Origin of the sequence: Microvirga calopogonii (assembly GCF_003347665.1) — a bacterium.
GTDB lineage: Bacteria > Pseudomonadota > Alphaproteobacteria > Rhizobiales > Beijerinckiaceae > Microvirga > Microvirga calopogonii.
In genome coordinates, this window is sequence record NZ_QDGA01000026.1 from 25371 (window position 1) to 40965 (window position 15595).

The 15595-nt window shown below is 63.6% G+C and carries 13 protein-coding genes; 5 read left to right on the forward strand and 8 right to left on the reverse strand.

The genetic code is table 11. From position 1 onward, the window contains the following. Positions 1-73: 73 nt before the first annotated feature. Positions 74-2041 (reverse strand): PAS domain-containing protein, encoded by a 1968-nt coding sequence (locus DDF70_RS18830; RefSeq protein ID WP_162820493.1) that lies wholly within the window; start codon positions 2039-2041, stop codon positions 74-76. A gap of 811 nt (positions 2042-2852) precedes the next feature. On the opposite strand from DDF70_RS18830, the gene DDF70_RS18835 reads away from it, so the two are divergent. Both DDF70_RS18835 and DDF70_RS18840 read left to right on the forward strand, forming a co-directional pair. Then, positions 2853-3776 carry a formylglycine-generating enzyme family protein gene (locus tag DDF70_RS18835; RefSeq protein WP_162820499.1) on the forward strand — a complete coding sequence of 308 codons (924 nt, stop codon included), beginning with the start codon at positions 2853-2855 and terminating at the stop codon, positions 3774-3776. Then, positions 3773-5461 (forward strand): arylsulfatase, encoded by a 1689-nt coding sequence (locus DDF70_RS18840; protein WP_114946389.1) that lies wholly within the window; start codon positions 3773-3775, stop codon positions 5459-5461. The genes DDF70_RS18835 and DDF70_RS18840 overlap by 4 nt, the downstream gene beginning before the upstream one ends. Positions 5462-5519: 58 nt before the next feature. Here the strand turns inward: DDF70_RS18840 and DDF70_RS18845 are convergent, their stop codons facing one another. From DDF70_RS18845 to DDF70_RS18865, 5 genes are all read right to left on the reverse strand, one after another. Continuing rightward, positions 5520-6374 (reverse strand): S1 family peptidase, encoded by an 855-nt coding sequence (locus DDF70_RS18845; protein ID WP_114946390.1) that lies wholly within the window; start codon positions 6372-6374, stop codon positions 5520-5522. A gap of 209 nt (positions 6375-6583) precedes the next feature. Next, positions 6584-7030, reverse strand: coding sequence for a hypothetical protein (locus DDF70_RS18850; RefSeq protein ID WP_114946391.1), 447 nt, complete (start codon positions 7028-7030; stop codon positions 6584-6586). A 176-nt stretch (positions 7031-7206) separates the two neighbouring features. Then, entirely contained in the window at positions 7207-8073 is an 867-nt protein-coding gene (locus DDF70_RS18855) for a hypothetical protein (protein WP_205772450.1), read from the reverse strand. Positions 8074-8457: 384 nt separating this feature from the next. Beyond that, positions 8458-8826 carry an Atu4866 domain-containing protein gene (locus tag DDF70_RS18860; protein WP_114946393.1) on the reverse strand — a complete coding sequence of 123 codons (369 nt, stop codon included), beginning with the start codon at positions 8824-8826 and terminating at the stop codon, positions 8458-8460. Positions 8827-8841: 15 nt separating this feature from the next. Next, a complete protein-coding gene (locus tag DDF70_RS18865) occupies positions 8842-9570 on the reverse strand; it encodes an SDR family oxidoreductase (protein WP_114946394.1) in 729 nt (242 codons plus the stop codon). Between the two features lie 129 nt (positions 9571-9699). Between DDF70_RS18865 and DDF70_RS18870 the strand changes: the two genes are divergently transcribed. Further along, positions 9700-10593, forward strand: a complete 894-nt coding sequence (locus DDF70_RS18870; RefSeq protein ID WP_114946395.1) for a LysR family transcriptional regulator — start codon at positions 9700-9702, stop codon at positions 10591-10593. A gap of 108 nt (positions 10594-10701) precedes the next feature. Here the strand turns inward: DDF70_RS18870 and DDF70_RS39020 are convergent, their stop codons facing one another. Beyond that, positions 10702-11853, reverse strand: a complete 1152-nt coding sequence (locus DDF70_RS39020; protein WP_342633930.1) for a sensor histidine kinase — start codon at positions 11851-11853, stop codon at positions 10702-10704. Between the two features lie 232 nt (positions 11854-12085). Between DDF70_RS39020 and DDF70_RS18880 the strand changes: the two genes are divergently transcribed. Beyond that, on the forward strand, positions 12086-12475 hold the full coding sequence (locus DDF70_RS18880; protein WP_114946397.1) for a response regulator: 390 nt from the start codon (positions 12086-12088) through the stop codon (positions 12473-12475). Here DDF70_RS18880 and DDF70_RS18885 read toward each other — a convergent pair. Next, positions 12457-12843 (reverse strand): response regulator, encoded by a 387-nt coding sequence (locus DDF70_RS18885; protein WP_114946398.1) that lies wholly within the window; start codon positions 12841-12843, stop codon positions 12457-12459. The genes DDF70_RS18880 and DDF70_RS18885 overlap by 19 nt on opposite strands. A gap of 406 nt (positions 12844-13249) precedes the next feature. On the opposite strand from DDF70_RS18885, the gene DDF70_RS18890 reads away from it, so the two are divergent. Further along, positions 13250-14632, forward strand: coding sequence for an HTH domain-containing protein (locus DDF70_RS18890; RefSeq protein WP_114946399.1), 1383 nt, complete (start codon positions 13250-13252; stop codon positions 14630-14632). Positions 14633-15595 lie beyond the last annotated feature (963 nt).

Genomic DNA, 15595 nt, shown 5'->3' on the forward strand with positions numbered 1-15595 from the left:
GGATCCGTACGATGCTCTAGCTCAACGCTGACGGGCCTGTGAATGGAAGCTGGCCTTACCGCCCCATGCTCCGTCAGCCATGTCTGTCGGAGGGTTTGGCCTGCAAGCCGGCGGCCACCGCAATCTGCACCAGCTCGGGCAGGCTCTGTGCCCCTAGCCGCTCCATGATGCGGGCGCGGTACGCTTCGACCGTGCGCGGGCTGATCTCGAGATCGCGCGCGATCGTCTTGTTGGTGCCTCCAGCCAGCAATCCATCGAGCACGTCGCGCTCGCGCGGCGGCAGCGCTGCAATGAGGGCCTTCACGCGTTCGCTGGCTTGGTCCCGCTCAGCCTTCTCATGGATCGTCGCCTGAGCTGAAGCCAGCGCATCGAGAAGCTGCTCGGACTGGTACGGCACATCGAGGAAGTCCGCAGCCCCAGCCTTCATAGCCTGAACCCCGACTGCAACATCTCCATGGGCCTCCCCGATCACGATTACCGGGAGGGCGAACCGCCGCGTTTTCAGCTCCTTTGGAATCGTCAGCTCGCCGGCACCACGGCCGCGGATGTCGAGCACAACGCAGCCAGGCACCAACACTGGCGCCACCTCCAGGAAGGACTTCGCCGAACCGAATACCTTCACCTCGTAGCCGGCCCTCTGAAGGAGAAGGCACAGTTCGCGGCGTGAAACCTCATTGCTATCGACCAGGTAGACTTTGGAACCATTGTGCTGGGTCAGATCTTGGGCAATTCCCCCCGCCCATCGCACCCGCCCCTGCTCATCCCTGATTGGGAAGAAGGTATCCCGGATCCAACGCACACCGCCATCCGGGCGAGTTATGTGGTACTCGTGCGTGCCTTCTTCGCCGCGTGAAGCACGCTCAACGGCCGTGCCAGCCTGCTCTCGATCCTCGGGATGGAGCGTTCCGATCCAATGATCAAGATCGCTCAGGGCCGCCTCCACCGGCTCACCCCAGATCGTCTCATATGCAGGGCTGAGGTATTCCAGCCGCCTCGTCTCCAAGTTCAGGATCCAGAGCACGGTCGATGAGTGCTTGGCGAATTGCCGGAAACGCTCCTCGCTGTCGCGCAGGGCGGTCTCGGCTCGCGCGCGAAGGACCGACGTCCAGGTCCGTTCTGCCGCCTCCTGAACGAGCGCGACCTCATCGTCGCGCCAATGACGAGGCTGGACCTGGTGTACGTAGAGGGAAGCGACGAGGCGACCATCTCGGATCAAGGGAGCGATGATGATGGCGCGATTGCCAGCCTCCATGAACTTGGCGACGATGGATGGGTCTTGAGTCAGCGGATCTCTTTCAACATCGTCGATGCACACGGTGTGCCCTGCCCTCAACTCGCTTTCGATGAGGGGACCGAAGGCGCGGACTTCATGTTGCCCAGCAAATGTTGGGGTTGAGACCTCCGCCCAGTCGCGCTCGACCGTGAAGATTTCACCGGTCTCGCTGAGCTCCGCATAGCCAACCCGGCTGGCATTCAGATGTCGTCCGAGCATTTCCGTGGCCGTAGCCATGACGCTGCGGGCCTCCGCAATGCTACGCAGGCGGTTACTCAGGTCAACCAGAAGCCGGAGCCGCTGCTCCGTGAGCACGCGCTCGGTGGTCTCCTGGAGAACGATGAGCACACCGTTTACCTTGCCTGCTTCGTCGGGGATTGGGCTGAACGAGGCAGTCCACCAGGTCTTCTCGGGATAACTCTTTCGCTGGACGATATCGACGGCACCGTCCTGGAGGTAAGTTGCTTCACCCTGAAAGGCCCGCTCGAGAGCCGGACCGGCGATGTCCCAAACTTCGCCCCAGGTGTGCGGGAGGGGCCGCCCCAGAGCCTCGGGACGGGCTCCGCGCAGCAGGAGGGCGGCATCATTGTAGAAGGTGATGAGGTCGGGCCCCCAGACGAGAAAAGTCGGAAACTTCGAGTGGAGCACAACCCTGAGGACGGTGCGCAAGTCCTGCGGCCACGTCTCAGGTGAGCCAAGTGGTGAGGCGGACCAGTCCCAGGACCGGATCCGGGCACCCATGGTGCCGCCGCCGGAGAGAAACGCCATAGTGTTCAAACCGCGAACTCCAAACAGCCAACAATTGATCATGCTGGCCTGAACTTGGCTATATGATGCTCCTTCCCATACCGCCAAAGTATAGGTTCCCGTGGTTAACCCCCAGGGAGGCAATGAGTGGTGTCCTCCTGAGGAGATTTCTCTGGCGATGTCGTATTCTTACGTCGGGATGTACCGACGTGATGCGGCGCGCATGCTCGGATATTACAGGATGACCGGCCCGCACTCTGCCCCTACGGACCGGACCTTGAAGCGCTCCTTGAATTGGCGAGCGCTTTCTTTTTGCCCGCGCGGCGAATGGAAGGGCCAAGCTCACCAAGCTGCTCAAGGACGTCCGCGAAGGGTTCGGATGGGCGAAGTCTCAAGGCTCTTTTGAGGCTCAGAATGTAATGTTGCGCGGACCAAGTGAAGGTCGGCTTACGCCGCGAATGCGGAAATCCGGCTAAGGTCAGCCCCGTGCCAAAAGCCGAGCTGGACCGTGGCCCTCGCGAGCTCGGATCCAGGAATGTCCCCGCTGAATTCGTTCAAGCGGTCAAGGCTTGCGACGGTCACGATCTGTCAATCCAATGTCCCCTTATGTCAAGCAGCCCTCCCAACTTCACCCGTATAGTGGCCGTGATGGCGCAAGCTAGGCATCCGAGTGACCACAACCGGCGTCGCGCCGAACTTTGTCTCCGTCCTCGCCTGCATCAAAAAATGTGCAAGTCAAAGGCCTGAATGAAGGGAAAGGCCCGTTGCCATGACGCTGACAGAATTCGAACCTCCTTCGACCGCGCCGTCATCGGCACCGTCGCATACCGGCATGATCCGGATCATCGGCGGCACGTTCCGGATGGGGTCGGACAGGCATTATCCCGAGGAAGCGCCGGTCCACCGCGTGACCGTGGATGGTTTCTGGATCGACCGCACGCCCGTTACCAACCGCCAGTTCCGCGACTTCGTCCGCGCGACCGGGCACGTCACCGTCGCCGAAAAGCGGCCCGACCCGAAGGACTATCCTGATGCTCTGCCGCACATGCTCTACGCGGGCTCGCTCGTGTTCAGCCCGCCGGATCGCCCGGTCGACCTGCGCGACTGGAGCCAGTGGTGGACCCTTCTGAAAGGCGCCGACTGGCGCCATCCTTACGGCCCAGGGAGCAACATCAACGGTCTCGACAACCATCCCGTGGTGCATGTCGCCTATGCCGATGCCGAGGCCTATGCCCGCTGGGCCGGCAAGAGCCTGCCGACCGAGGCCGAATGGGAATACGCCGCCCGCGGCGGGCTCGACGGCGCCGAGTTCGCCTGGGGCGACGAGCTCACCCCGGGCGGGCGGCACATGGCCAATACCTGGCAGGGGGCGTTCCCGTTCCAGAACCTCGCCCAGGATGGCTTTGCCCGCACGTCGCCGGTCACGGCCTTTCCACCGAATGCTTACGGCCTGCACGACATGATCGGCAATGTCTGGGAGTGGACGAGCGACTTCTACGCGCCGAAGCACCCGGCCGATGCCGTGAAGGCCTGCTGCATCCCCGAGAACCCGCGCGGCGGCCGCGAAGGCGACAGCTACGATCCGTGCCAGCCGCAGAGCCGCATCCCGCGCCGGGCGCTGAAAGGCGGCTCGCATCTGTGCGCGCCCAATTACTGCCGGCGCTATCGCCCGGCCGCACGCCATCCCCAGCCGGTCGACACCTCGACGAGCCATGTCGGTTTCCGGTGCGTCGTCAGAGAGAGGAGCACCCCATGAGTCACCATCGTGCGTTCTCACCGACCCTCCGCGGCCGGCCGGGTCGGACCAAGGCTGCGCTGATCGGGGCCACCGCCCTCATCGCGACAACCATGGCCCTCCCGGCGCTCGCCCAGACCCCGCAGCCACAGAAGCCCAATATCGTGCTGATCGTCTCCGATGACACCGGCTATGGCGACCTCGGCCCGTACGGCGGCGGCGAAGGGCGCGGCATGCCCACGCCCAACTTCGACCGGCTCGCCCAGGAGGGCATGACCTTCTTCTCGTTCTATGGCCAACCGAGCTGCACCCCGGGCCGGGCCGCGATGCAGACCGGGCGGATCCCGAACCGCAGCGGCATGACCACCGTGGCGTTCCAGGGCCAGGGTGGCGGCCTGCCGGCGGCCGAGTGGACCCTGGCCTCGGTGCTCAAGCAGGCAGGCTACCGCACCTTCTTCACCGGCAAGTGGCATCTCGGGGAGGCTGACTACGCCCTGCCCAACGCCCAGGGCTACGACGAGATGCGGGACTGCTTCCTCTATCATCTCAACGCCTACACCTACGGCGACCCGAACTGGTTCCCTGACATGAGCCCCGAGTTGCGGGAGATGTTCCAGAAGGTGACCAAGGGCGCATTGTCGGGCAATGCGGGCCAGCCCGCACGTGAGGACTTCAAGGTCAACGGCGAGTATGTCAACACGCCCGACAAGGGTGTGGTCGGGATCCCGTTCCTCGACGAATACGTCGAGAAGGCCTCTCTCGATTATCTCGACCGCGCGGCGCAGTCGGGCGGGCCGTTCTTCATGAGCATCAACTTCATGAAGGTGCACCAGCCCAACCTGCCGGCACCGGACTTCGTCCACAAGTCGCTGTCGAAGAGCAAGTACTCAGACTCGATCGTGGAACTCGACACCCGGGTCGGCCGCGTGATGGACAAGATCCGTCAGGTCGGCGGCAACAACACGCTCGTGATCTACACGACCGACAACGGTGCCTGGCAGGATGTCTATCCGGATGCCGGATACACGCCGTTCCGCGGCACCAAGGGCACCTTGCGCGAGGGCGGCAACCGCGTGCCGGCAATCGCCTGGTGGCCGGGGAAGATCAAGGCCGACACGAAGAGCCACGAAATCGTCGGCGGCCTCGATCTGATGGCGACGTTCGCGTCCGTCGCGGGCACGAAGCTGCCCGAGAAGGATCGCGACGGCCAGCCGATCATCTTCGACAGCTATGACATGTCGCCGGTGCTCTTCGGGACCGGCAAGTCCGAGCGGAAATCGTGGTTCTATTTCACCGAGAACGAGCTGTCGCCCGGCGCCATCCGCGTGAATAACTACAAGTTCCAGTTCAACCTGCGCGGCGACGACGGCGCCTCGACCGGCGGCCTTGCGGTTGACACCAATCTCGGGTGGAAGGGCGCCGAGAAATATGTCGCTACGGTCCCGCAGGTCTTCGACCTCTGGCAGGATCCGCAGGAGCGCTACGACATCTTCATGAACAACTTCACCGAACGGACCTGGATGGGTGTCGTCATGGAGGAGGAACTGAAGAAAATCATGGCGACCTACGTGCAGTACCCGCCTCGCAAGGTGCAAAGCTACGGCTACACGGGGCCGGTCACCCTCTCGGATTACCAGCGATTCCAGACCGTGCGGGAGGAACTGGCCAAGGACGGGTTCCACATCCCGCTTCCGACCGGGAACTGACACGCAGAGGAACCGGGCCGTGCGAGCGCACGGCCCAGTCCGGAAGGCGCCGGGAAATTCAGAGCACCCGGTTCCTGATCGCCTCCAGTATTCCGGCGGGAACGGCGGTGTTGGTCGGGCTGCCCCACGGGGTGGGAATCACGGAATTCTCCGGCGGCAGGAACGGCAGGGACGGCCCGGTCAGCAGGCCGTTCAGCACGGCGACGACCCGACCCTGGCGGCAGTCGAGCACGGGTGCTCCGGACGCGCCGCCATTGAGCAGGAGGCGGTCCGAGCCTTGCACCTCGAGAAGTTCCAAGCCGGGGTATCGGTCCGCATCCGTCCCGTGTTCCCGAATGATGCCGAGCGCGGCCTTCATCTGCCCCTTGGGATAGCCCAGGATCAGGACCGTTGCATTTTTCGACGGCGCCACCGGCTGCACGTCGAGGACCTGCGCATCCGGGAACGGCTCCTGCAACTCCAGGATAGCGAGGTCCTCGGCCATCCTGACACTGCGTCCCGTCCCGCCCGCATCGTCTTCGGAAATCTTCCCTTGGACCGTCACGCGAAGCCGGACCTGGGCCGATACGTCAGGCTCTCCCACCCGGGAGGATTGCCGCAGCTCTACCTCCTGCCATCCGTCGGCGGGAAGTTCCTTCGCGAAATGCGCCGCCGTCACGAGGAAGCGCGGCGAGGCGTAGAACCATGCGGTGGCGCGCTCCCCGACGATTTCCTTGCTCCCGTCGCGGCGCGGCTCACCATAACGCCAGACGATGCTGACCACGGATCGGGCTATTCTCGAGGGATCGACGCAGGAAGCCCCGGTCTCCTGAGCGTCGGCTCGCGACACAACCCCATCAGGATGGGCGATGACGGGGAGCAGCGCCAGGCCGATGACGCACAGCCTCACCCGGACCTGCAATGGCGTGCCCATGCATTTCCTCGCTGTCCGCTTCTGGAACTGCGGAACATCGAGGTGACGCTGACGCAACAGGTCCAGGAGTGGCCCCTTAACTCGGGGCCGCCTCAGAGTGTTCCAGCGTGACCGGTAAGGCTTTATGATGGGGTCTACGGCAAGGCAGGTCGGGAGATGGTCCGACCTGCGTCGGTGGAGATGCCGACTCTACTCCCGGCCTCCCCGGCTCAATGGATGACGCGCATGACCCGGCGGGATTGCGGATCCACCACGACGATCTTCTGGTCGGGCGAGATGAAGTAGCCATACCGTGCCCCCGACGGCAGGCCCGGAACCGACACGTTCTCCATGGCGCCCGTGTCGATCCAATCCGGCACCTGGCTCCCGCGCCGGAGCTTGACGCCGCTGGGCTGCGCATAGCGGGGGCCGATTTGGTGAAGGTCGTCGGCAGGCATCTTCAGCCAGCCATCCTGGGTGTAGCCCACGGGTGTCACGCCGGGCGGGAGATCTGCGGGATTCACGGCATAGCCTAGGTCTGGATAGCTGGTTCCGCCGCCGCCCGCGGCCGGATTGACCCTGAACGTCAGCGGCTGTGCGAACGCCAAGGACGAGATCATCGCGGAAGCCGCAGACAGGCCGATCAGCAGTGTCAAAGAACTCGCATGCGAACGCATTTGCTCCTCCTTGCTGTCGTCAAAAGTCATGCACGCCCTTGCGTGCATCGTTGCAGGATACCCGAAGGGTGCCACGGTGCTTGATCACAAGGGACATTCGCCTGACCTCTTGTGCCAAGAGGAGAGCGGGAATGGCGACGCCGAGCGCTGCGACACCCTGAGCTGCCGCATCACCTTCAGCGCCTGTGCGCGACAGCAGGCTGGGCTTTCTCCGGAAACAGGAACGTCAGTTGCGCCCGAAGCTGCCAATCGGCGCCATCGGTCGGCTTCACGACATTGTAGTAGGCGGAGAGCTGCGCATTGACCGGCTGCTTGTCGATCCGGAACACGCGCCCGAAGCCGCCGCCGACCGGCACGGTCCAGCGTTCTCCGTGATCCGCCTCCCAGTTCGCCGTGACGATCGGCGAGGAGGTCAGGTACCAGCCGCCCGGGAAGTTGTAGTTCACGAACGGCTGCACCAGCATCTGGTTGACGTCGGGGCGGTTGCTCCTGCCCGCAAAGGACCAGACGTTGTTGATGAGAACGCCGAACAGCCACGGCCCCTCGTTCACGACCGCGACGAAGCTCGGCCCGATGGAATACTTGCCCTGCGTGAGCGTCTTGTCGGTGCCGGACGGAAACACGAAGGTCGGGCCGATGCCCCAGATGAGACCGTGCGTCGGCTGCTTGGGCGAGAAGAAGAAGCTCGGGTTGATGTCGCCGAGGCCGAACTCGCGGTCGCCGGTGATGGTTAAGGGCGGCTGCGAGATCACGGGCGTGATCCAGCGTGTGATCAGGTTCCAGTCCTGGTCGAGATGGATCGGGATGACGGGCTGGATGTTCAGGATGTCCTGAAGCTGATTGTGCGGGCCGACATTGAAGTTGAAGTTGTTCTGGAACGGCAGGCTGATCAGGTCGGCGATCGGGTTCTGCGCTGCCTTGGCGAGGTCGCCCGCGCCACCGTGCTCCTCCTGGGCGAAGGCGCCCGAGCCTCCCAGGGATAACATGACGGCCAGAGCGAGTTGCCTTCCCGAAGGCCGATAACGCGTGTGTCCTTGCTTCATGAGATCATTCCCCGACCCACTCCAGCGCACGCCCGGCCAGTCAACCAGAACCCATGATCCTGCGCAAGATAAAGCCGTTACTGGAGCATCGCATGGTTGCGGTCGTTGTCCGCTGAAGGTCTGTTGCGGGTCCCCGCCTTTGGAAAGCTCCCAAGAGCCGGTTTCTCGGCCTGTGACTGGCGCCATTGCGCCAGATCAGTCCAGAATGCTTTACGCAAACCAAGCCAAAACGACAGCATCGGTCGATCTCTGTAGATCCCCTCCTCTTCAGGAAAGTCCGCTGTTCCTGACCTATTCCAGCCTCCAGTCTCCTTCGCGGATGTGCCAAAACCGGACGCTGACCTGCTGCCACACATGTTGCTGCAGCAGGGATCACAGCGAACGTCAGCGGTGCGGCTTCACCTCCACTTTCCTGTAGAACAGCATCCCGCCGTGGTGGAGGACATCGTCGATGAACTCACCGTCGGCCGTAAATCCCGTATCGTCCCAATAGTCGATTTTGTTGCCTCGGACTTCATAGCGACCCTGGTAGGCGCTCCTGCGATCGCCGCGAGCTTCATCATAACGACCGTTCGGGAGGAGCTCCTGGCGAACGTGGCCGTCCTTGGTGACCCACATGCCGACATAAGGGTGATCCGTCATAACCGTGACATCCTTGGAGAGGGGTTGACCGCTCATCGCAGATTGCCCGAGCGCACCGTTTGCGGCAGCCATTGCGAGAGCGAGGGCGAGAGAGAAGGCGATGCGTGGCATCGAAAGCCCCTTTCTTCAGTGTGGACTTGAGGTCGGACGAACGATGATCTCACTCACATCCACATCGGAGGGCTGCTCGATGGCATAGCGAACCGCTCGACCAATCGCATCCGGCTCGATGGCAATCCTGCGGAACTCCTTCATTGCCTCGCGTGCCGTGTCGTCTGAGATCGTCTCCGCCAGCTCGCTCGTGACAACACCGGGAGAGATCACCGTGACCCGCAACCGATCCGTTTCCTGGCGCAGACCATCGGAGATTGCCCAGACCGCGTATTTGGTGGCGCAATAGACCGCGGCCGTCGGAGACACCCGATGTGCTCCGATGGATGCGATGTTGACCACATGGCCGGTGCCTCTGGTTTCCATGTGAGGCAGCACCGCCGCGATCCCATTCAGGACGCCCTTGATGTTGACGTCCACCATCTGGTCCCACTCAGTTACTTTGAGGGCTCTGAGCGGCGACAACGGCATGACGCCTGCATTGTTGACGATCACGTCGATGCGGCCGAACTCCTCGAGTATGGCGGACACGACTCTCGTGAAACCGTCCCGGGACGTGACATCGAGCTGATGAGCCCGCGCGATGCCGCCGCACGCCTCGATGCGGCCGACCAGATCGTGCAGGCGGTCCATCCGGCGCGCGCCCACGACCACCACATGACCGGCTTTCGACAGCTCCTGGGCCACCGCCTCGCCGATCCCGCTGGAAGCGCCGGTAATCAAAACAATCTTCGTCTCGGACATCGGATTTCCTCTCAATCGAAGCTCGGTCCGCGATTTCGCCTTGGCCCGGAGCTCACGACGAGAGATAGCTCTTCCATCCTGCACGATCGACTTGCCAATTCTGTATGGTCTGGTAACTTTTTCTTACCAATGACACCCGACCTTGCCGGCATCGCTGTCTTCGTGTCCGTCGCGGAAGCGCACAGCTTTCGGGCGGCCAGCGAACGCCTGGGCGTGACCCGCTCCGCCGTCAGCCAGGCCATCCGGCGGCTTGAGGAGCGGATGGGTGTGGCGCTTTTTCAGCGAACCACCCGGAGCGTCCATCTCACGGAAGCGGGAGAGCGGCTCTACCAATCGGTGCGCCCGGCTCTCGACGATCTCGGCACCGCAATGGAAGCCTTAGGCGAGATGCGCGATCAGCCCAGGGGCTTGGTGCGCCTGGCAGTCTCCTCGATCGCCGAGAGGTTCCTGAGCGGCTCGCTCCTGGCGGGTTTCCTTGCAGCCTATCCCGACGTCCGCCTCGACATCACCGTCACCGATGAGGCGTCCGACATCGTGGCTGAAGGCTTCGATGCCGGCGTCCGGCTCGGTGAGGTGATCGAGCAGGACATGATCGCCATTCCCGTGTCGGACGAACAGCGCCAAATGGTAGTGGCTTCCCCCGATTATCTGGCGAAGCATGGCTCCCCGGCCCATCCCCGCGATCTGCCCAAGCATCATTGCATTGGGTGGCGGCCCAACCCACAGGTCGCCCCCTACCGGTGGGAATTCACCGAGAATGGACGGGACTTCGCTGTCGACGTGGACCCTCGGGTGACCACCAACGACATGCGGGTGATGATCCAATTGGCTTGCGCCGGAGCGGGTCTGACCTTCGGGATGGAGGAAACCTTCCGCCCCTATATGGCTCGGGCTGAACTTGTGCCGCTCCTTGAAGAGTTCTGCCCGCCCTTCCCTGGCTTTTACCTCTATTATCCGACCCGCCGCAATTTGCCGCTCAAGTTACGGGCGCTCGTGAACTACCTGCGCAAAGCGCGACGTTGACCTCTCGGCTTCCGGTCAAACCTTCACATCGCGCTCTTCAGCCAGAAAGCGAACAGGACCGATCCGCGGTTGGACGCGCCGTTCTGGTCGGTGAAGTCGAGGCGGAGCCTACTGATGATGAGACCCTGGTTCCGCGAGGATCTCACTAACGGGCAGGCTGATGATGCAATGCAGACCGTCGGGCGTGAACTCCAGGCTCGCATTGCCTTCCAGTTCATAGGCCAGCGTCTGCTCGATGAGCTCGGTGCCAAAGCCGCGGCGCGAAGGCTTCTCACCCGAAAGCCCCACGCCCGTCTCGATCCAGCGGAAGACGAGATGCGGCCTATCGCCGGACTTGTCGATGCTCCACTCCACCGTGATCCGTCCGGGGTCCGTTGACAGGGCGCCATACTTCACGGCGTTCGTCGCCAGCTCGTGAATGACGAGCGCGATGGTTCCCGCCGCCTTCGGTCTCAAGCAGACCGAAGGGCCCGTGATGCCGGTCACCCGCTCGCCCTCATGGGCACCAAAGGCCAGGAGCCCTTCGGCCACGAGTATTTCCAGATCCAGGCCAGCGCTCGGATCCCGCGTAACAGCCGCCTGCACGCGGGCGAAGGCATCGATGCGCCCATCCAGGTGCATCGCGTAGTCCTCCGCCGTCTCGCTCGTGGCGGCCGTTCGGCGGATGATGGAGCGGATGACCCAAAGCGTATTGCGCACCCGGTGCTGCAACTCGGCCAGCAGCAGCCGAGCCTGGCGCTCGCTCTCGCGCAGCGCGGCATCGGCCCTGACGCGGGCGGTTGTCTCGGTCAGAGGGTGAAAGACACCTCCAACCGCTCCCATCTCGTCCCGGATCGGCGAGAACGAGCCTGCGAAGTGGCGTTCCTCGAACCCGTTGCCATCGGGTCTGAGCAGCAAGACCTCCTGGTCCTCGATGGCCACAGCGTCTCCCTTGAACACCTGATCCAGAACCCGACCGAGAAAAGGCTTGTAGGCCTCCGACCAGCTCTTCGCGGCCGGCTGCCCCAAAATGGCCGGATGGCGTTCGGCCGCGACAACGATATAGCCGTCATTGTAGAGCTGGATCCTGTCGGGCCCCCACAGGATCGAGACAGGTCCCGGCGAGGCGAGCATGATGTCGACGGCAGTCTTCAGGCTCTGCGGCCACGTTCGAACCGGCCCGAGCGGTGTGGCCGCCCAATCGTGCTGGCGGATGCGCTCGCCCATCTCGCCCCCGCCCGCAGGCCAGACCCTGTGGGAATGAGTTACCGTCCTGTTCATCGCCGTGCTCATGTAAACTCTACAACGTGCGAGCCGCCGATAAGGCTCAAGCGGCTTGCCCTTTACTGCTCCAATTTGCGCATAAGGTGGACAGCCATAGATGCTTTGTCCCTTTCGAATAGGGCATACTACGTTTGGAACGTCGGTCGCTCACTCATGTTATCCCGTAAGCAGCACAGGCTCGCCTATGAGGATATGACGACGTTGAGGACAGGCTGAGAGGAGGGTGCGCATGACGGGTCCAGCATATGAAGGAATGCTGGCTCGCCGCCGGATCATGGTGGTAGAGGACGAGTACTTCATTGCGGATGACATGGCCAAGGCGCTGGAGAGGCTCGGTGCCGAGATCGTCGGCCCGGTGCCCACGCGGGATCAGGCTCTCGCATTGCTGAAAGCCGGGCCGGTGGATGCAGCCGTGCTCGACATCAATCTCAAGAGGCAGACCGTCTATCCCGTAGCGGATGCGCTGCGGGAGCATGGTGTGCCGTTCGTCTTTGCCACTGGCCTTGCCGAGGGTGTCGTGCTGCCCGCCTATCAGGATGTGCCTCTCTGGGAAAAACCGTTCAAGCCGGAATCCCTGGCACAAGCGCTGCCAAGCCTCATTCAAACCCTGGGCTCGTGACCGAAGAGACCCCGAGCGAGATACCGTAGATCGACAGGCTTGTCGCAGCGGGGCACATCCTTGTAAGCCTCCGGCAGTGCCCACAGCTCGTAGCCGGTCGCAAGTACGAAAGGCACGCCGCGCTCGCGCAGGGCGTCGGCGACAGGAAACGCCTTCTCGCCTCTGAGGTTCACATCCAGGATGGCCCCATCGAGATTGCCTTCCGCCGCAATCATCTTCAGCGCGTCTGCCACGCTCGCTACCGGGCCGATGACTTGGGCTCCCGCCCGTTCCAAGTCGAACTGCAAGTCCTCGGCCATCAGGTATTCGTCCTCGACCACCAGGATCCTTCGGCCCCGCAGGACCGACACAAACAGAGGATCAGGCATGATGATCTTCCCTGTGGGTTGTGGAGATCGGCAGGGTGATCGTGCAGCGCACTGCCCTCCGGCGTAAATTCATTCCTGCAAACGTGCAGAACTGTCGAGGAGTTCGGCGCAATCGTGAGGCGAAACCCAGGCAACTTTGCCGCCTATGGCGGCCCGTGGAAACGGCCGGATGCCCTCCTGCGACCGGAGTGCCACGCACTGAATAATCTCTCTCCCTCGGGACGTCCGGTTCCGGGATGCCAGCTGCCCCCAGTCAGCCCTGAGCGTGTGTCTCACGCCAGAGTTCGCAGCACTCTCTCCCGCCGTCACGAGGCTTGCCCGACATCAGGCCGCCGGCGCCCCTCACCCACAGGAGATGAGGCACCTGCTGTCACAATCCGTCAGCATCACGTGCTAAGCTGGCCCCATGTCCCGCGCCGAACGCCTCTTCGATCTGTTGCAGATCCTCCGCCGTCACCGCCGTCCCGTGAGCGGCGCGGTGCTGGCCAGGGAGGCGGGGATTTCGCTGCGCACGCTCTATCGGGACATCGCCTCGCTCCAGGCCCTGGGCGCGCAGATCGAGGGCGAGCCGGGGCTCGGCTATGTGCTCAAGCCCGGTTTCCTGCTCCCGCCGCTGATGTTCTCCGCCCAGGAGATCGAGGCGCTGGCGCTCGGCCTGCAATGGGTCGGGCGGCGCACCGACGCGGATATGGGACAGGCGGCCCGCAACGTCATGGCCAAAGTCGCCGCCGTCCTGCCCCCCGAGCTGCGCGAGCGCATGGAAGACGACGCCATGGTCGTCGGCCGGGGCTGGGAGCGGCCGCAGGTGGTCGAACTCGCGCTTCTGCGGCGCGCGCTGAACGAGGGACGCAAGCTCGCCCTCACCTACACCGACGAGAAGGGCGCGCGCTCCGCGCGGGTCGTCTGGCCCGTATCGCTCGGCTTCTTCGAGTCGACCCGCGTCCTGGTGGCTTGGTGCGAGTTGCGCGACGGCTTCCGCCATTTCCGTGCCGACAGGATCGAGGCGGCGCAGATGCTGCCCGATCGCCTGCCCCGGCCGCGCCGGCAGCTCATGAAGGAGTGGCGTGACGCGCTACTGCCAGAATCTGACAGTGGCGTGCGCTATTCGGTCTCCCGTTCATGCAACACCACGGAGACATCCATGAGCCCGGTAAACAAGAGCGCAGACCTCGTCTTCTACACCAATCCGCAGTCGCGCGGCGGCATCGTGCACTGGATGCTGGAGGAAATCGGCTGCCCCTATACCATCAAGGTCCTGGAATACGGCACCACGATGAAGGCGCCGGAATACCTCGCCATCAACCCCATGGGCAAGGTGCCGGCGATCAGGCACGGTAAGACGATCGTGACGGAAGCCGCCGCCATCTGCGCCTATCTGGCCGACGTCTTCCCTGAGGCCGGCCTTGCCCCTGCGCCCGAGCATCGCGGCGATTATTACCGCTGGCTCTTCTTCACGACCGGCTGTCTCGAGCCCGCCGCTTCCAATCATGTGCTCGGCTGGGACCCATCGCCCGACATGGAAGCCCGCTTCGGCTATGGCTCCTATGCGCGCGTGCTGGACACGCTCGTCGCCTGGTTGCAGGACCGGACCTATGTGGCGGGCGACAGCTTCACCGCCGCCGACGTCCTGCTCGCCAGCCATCTGCAATGGGGCATGATGACGGGCCTGATCGAGAAGCGCCCAGCCTTCGAAGCCTATATCGCAAGACACGTCACGCGACCGGCCGCGAAACGGGCGGACGAGCAGGCCGAAGCGCTGACGGCGCAGCAGGCATGGAAGGCGGCGTGACCGCACGCAGCACGGGAACCCTGCCCTCCCGGTCTCGAACCGGGCGGGTGGCGTTTCCGGTGCCGTGAAGCCGCATGATGTCAGCCGCTCCCCCCGTCCTGGCAGTCCCGGACTTGATCCGGGCTCTGGGCTCGGTCCTGGCCGTCTGAGACTGGGACGTGCCGATGTTCTCCTTCTCTCGTTTGGGAGACGAGCGCTCCGCGTCCATCCTCTCCACGTCATGGCCGTCCCCGGACTTGATCCGGGGATCAGTCCCGGCCATCCCGCTGCTGGGAAACGCCAAGGTTGTCCCTCTCCCGGGCGGGAATGGGGATGAGCGCCTCGATGCCGTCTCCTCCACGTCATGGCCGGCCTTGTGCCGGCCATCCCGATTGTTTGACGCGCGGCGCTCTTCGGATCGGGATCACCGGCACGAGGCCGGTGATGACGTGCAGGAGGTCGTCAGGGCAATGATATGTTCTTACTTTGTTCTTGACAGGCGCGGCAACCTTGGCTATATCATTGCACAGCCTGATCCGACGAGGGGCGCGCTTCGCGAGGCGTCGCAAGTTGTGGGAACGGGCACGGTCCTGCCCGCCGGTCACGCAGCCGGCGGCAGGAGGCCCTTGGCAGCCTTGCGCTGGTCCAAGTCTCAACGCCTAAAAGAACCGTGCGTGACGAGCAGTTCGGCTCTCACATTCATCACTAGACAGCGAGCCGGGCTGCCCGACGCGCCACCCTCGATCTCACCTTCAGGCTCGCAGCTCACGCTGCGGGCCCCAAGGTGCTGGCTCTTTGACATGGAATTTCATCCCGGACGAAGCGCAGCGGAGATCCGGGATCCATAACCGCCGACGATGCAGCAGGAGACGCGACGCTCCCCGTCCTTTCCGGAGACGCCGTGGTTCTGGCTTCCCGCCTGCGTGGGAATGACAGTGTCGAGTTCCAAGAGCCCCACGCATGACCGGCCACTCGATCGTCCGA

Bases quoted from the DNA above. Each gene is read 5' to 3' on its own strand.
- DDF70_RS18830 (WP_162820493.1), bottom strand. From the start codon at position 2,041: ATGGCGTTTCTCTCCGGCGGCGGCACCATGGGTGCCCGGATCCGGTCC.
- DDF70_RS18835 (WP_162820499.1), top strand. From the start codon at position 2,853: ATGATCCGGATCATCGGCGGCACGTTCCGGATGGGGTCGGACAGGCAT.
- DDF70_RS18840 (WP_114946389.1), top strand. From the start codon at position 3,773: ATGAGTCACCATCGTGCGTTCTCACCGACCCTCCGCGGCCGGCCGGGT.
- DDF70_RS18845 (WP_114946390.1), bottom strand. From the start codon at position 6,374: ATGGGCACGCCATTGCAGGTCCGGGTGAGGCTGTGCGTCATCGGCCTG.
- DDF70_RS18850 (WP_114946391.1), bottom strand. From the start codon at position 7,030: ATGCGTTCGCATGCGAGTTCTTTGACACTGCTGATCGGCCTGTCTGCG.
- DDF70_RS18855 (WP_205772450.1), bottom strand. From the start codon at position 8,073: ATGAAGCAAGGACACACGCGTTATCGGCCTTCGGGAAGGCAACTCGCT.
- DDF70_RS18860 (WP_114946393.1), bottom strand. From the start codon at position 8,826: ATGCCACGCATCGCCTTCTCTCTCGCCCTCGCTCTCGCAATGGCTGCC.
- DDF70_RS18865 (WP_114946394.1), bottom strand. From the start codon at position 9,570: ATGTCCGAGACGAAGATTGTTTTGATTACCGGCGCTTCCAGCGGGATC.
- DDF70_RS18870 (WP_114946395.1), top strand. From the start codon at position 9,700: ATGACACCCGACCTTGCCGGCATCGCTGTCTTCGTGTCCGTCGCGGAA.
- DDF70_RS39020 (WP_342633930.1), bottom strand. From the start codon at position 11,853: ATGAACAGGACGGTAACTCATTCCCACAGGGTCTGGCCTGCGGGCGGG.
- DDF70_RS18880 (WP_114946397.1), top strand. From the start codon at position 12,086: ATGACGGGTCCAGCATATGAAGGAATGCTGGCTCGCCGCCGGATCATG.
- DDF70_RS18885 (WP_114946398.1), bottom strand. From the start codon at position 12,843: ATGCCTGATCCTCTGTTTGTGTCGGTCCTGCGGGGCCGAAGGATCCTG.
- DDF70_RS18890 (WP_114946399.1), top strand. From the start codon at position 13,250: ATGTCCCGCGCCGAACGCCTCTTCGATCTGTTGCAGATCCTCCGCCGT.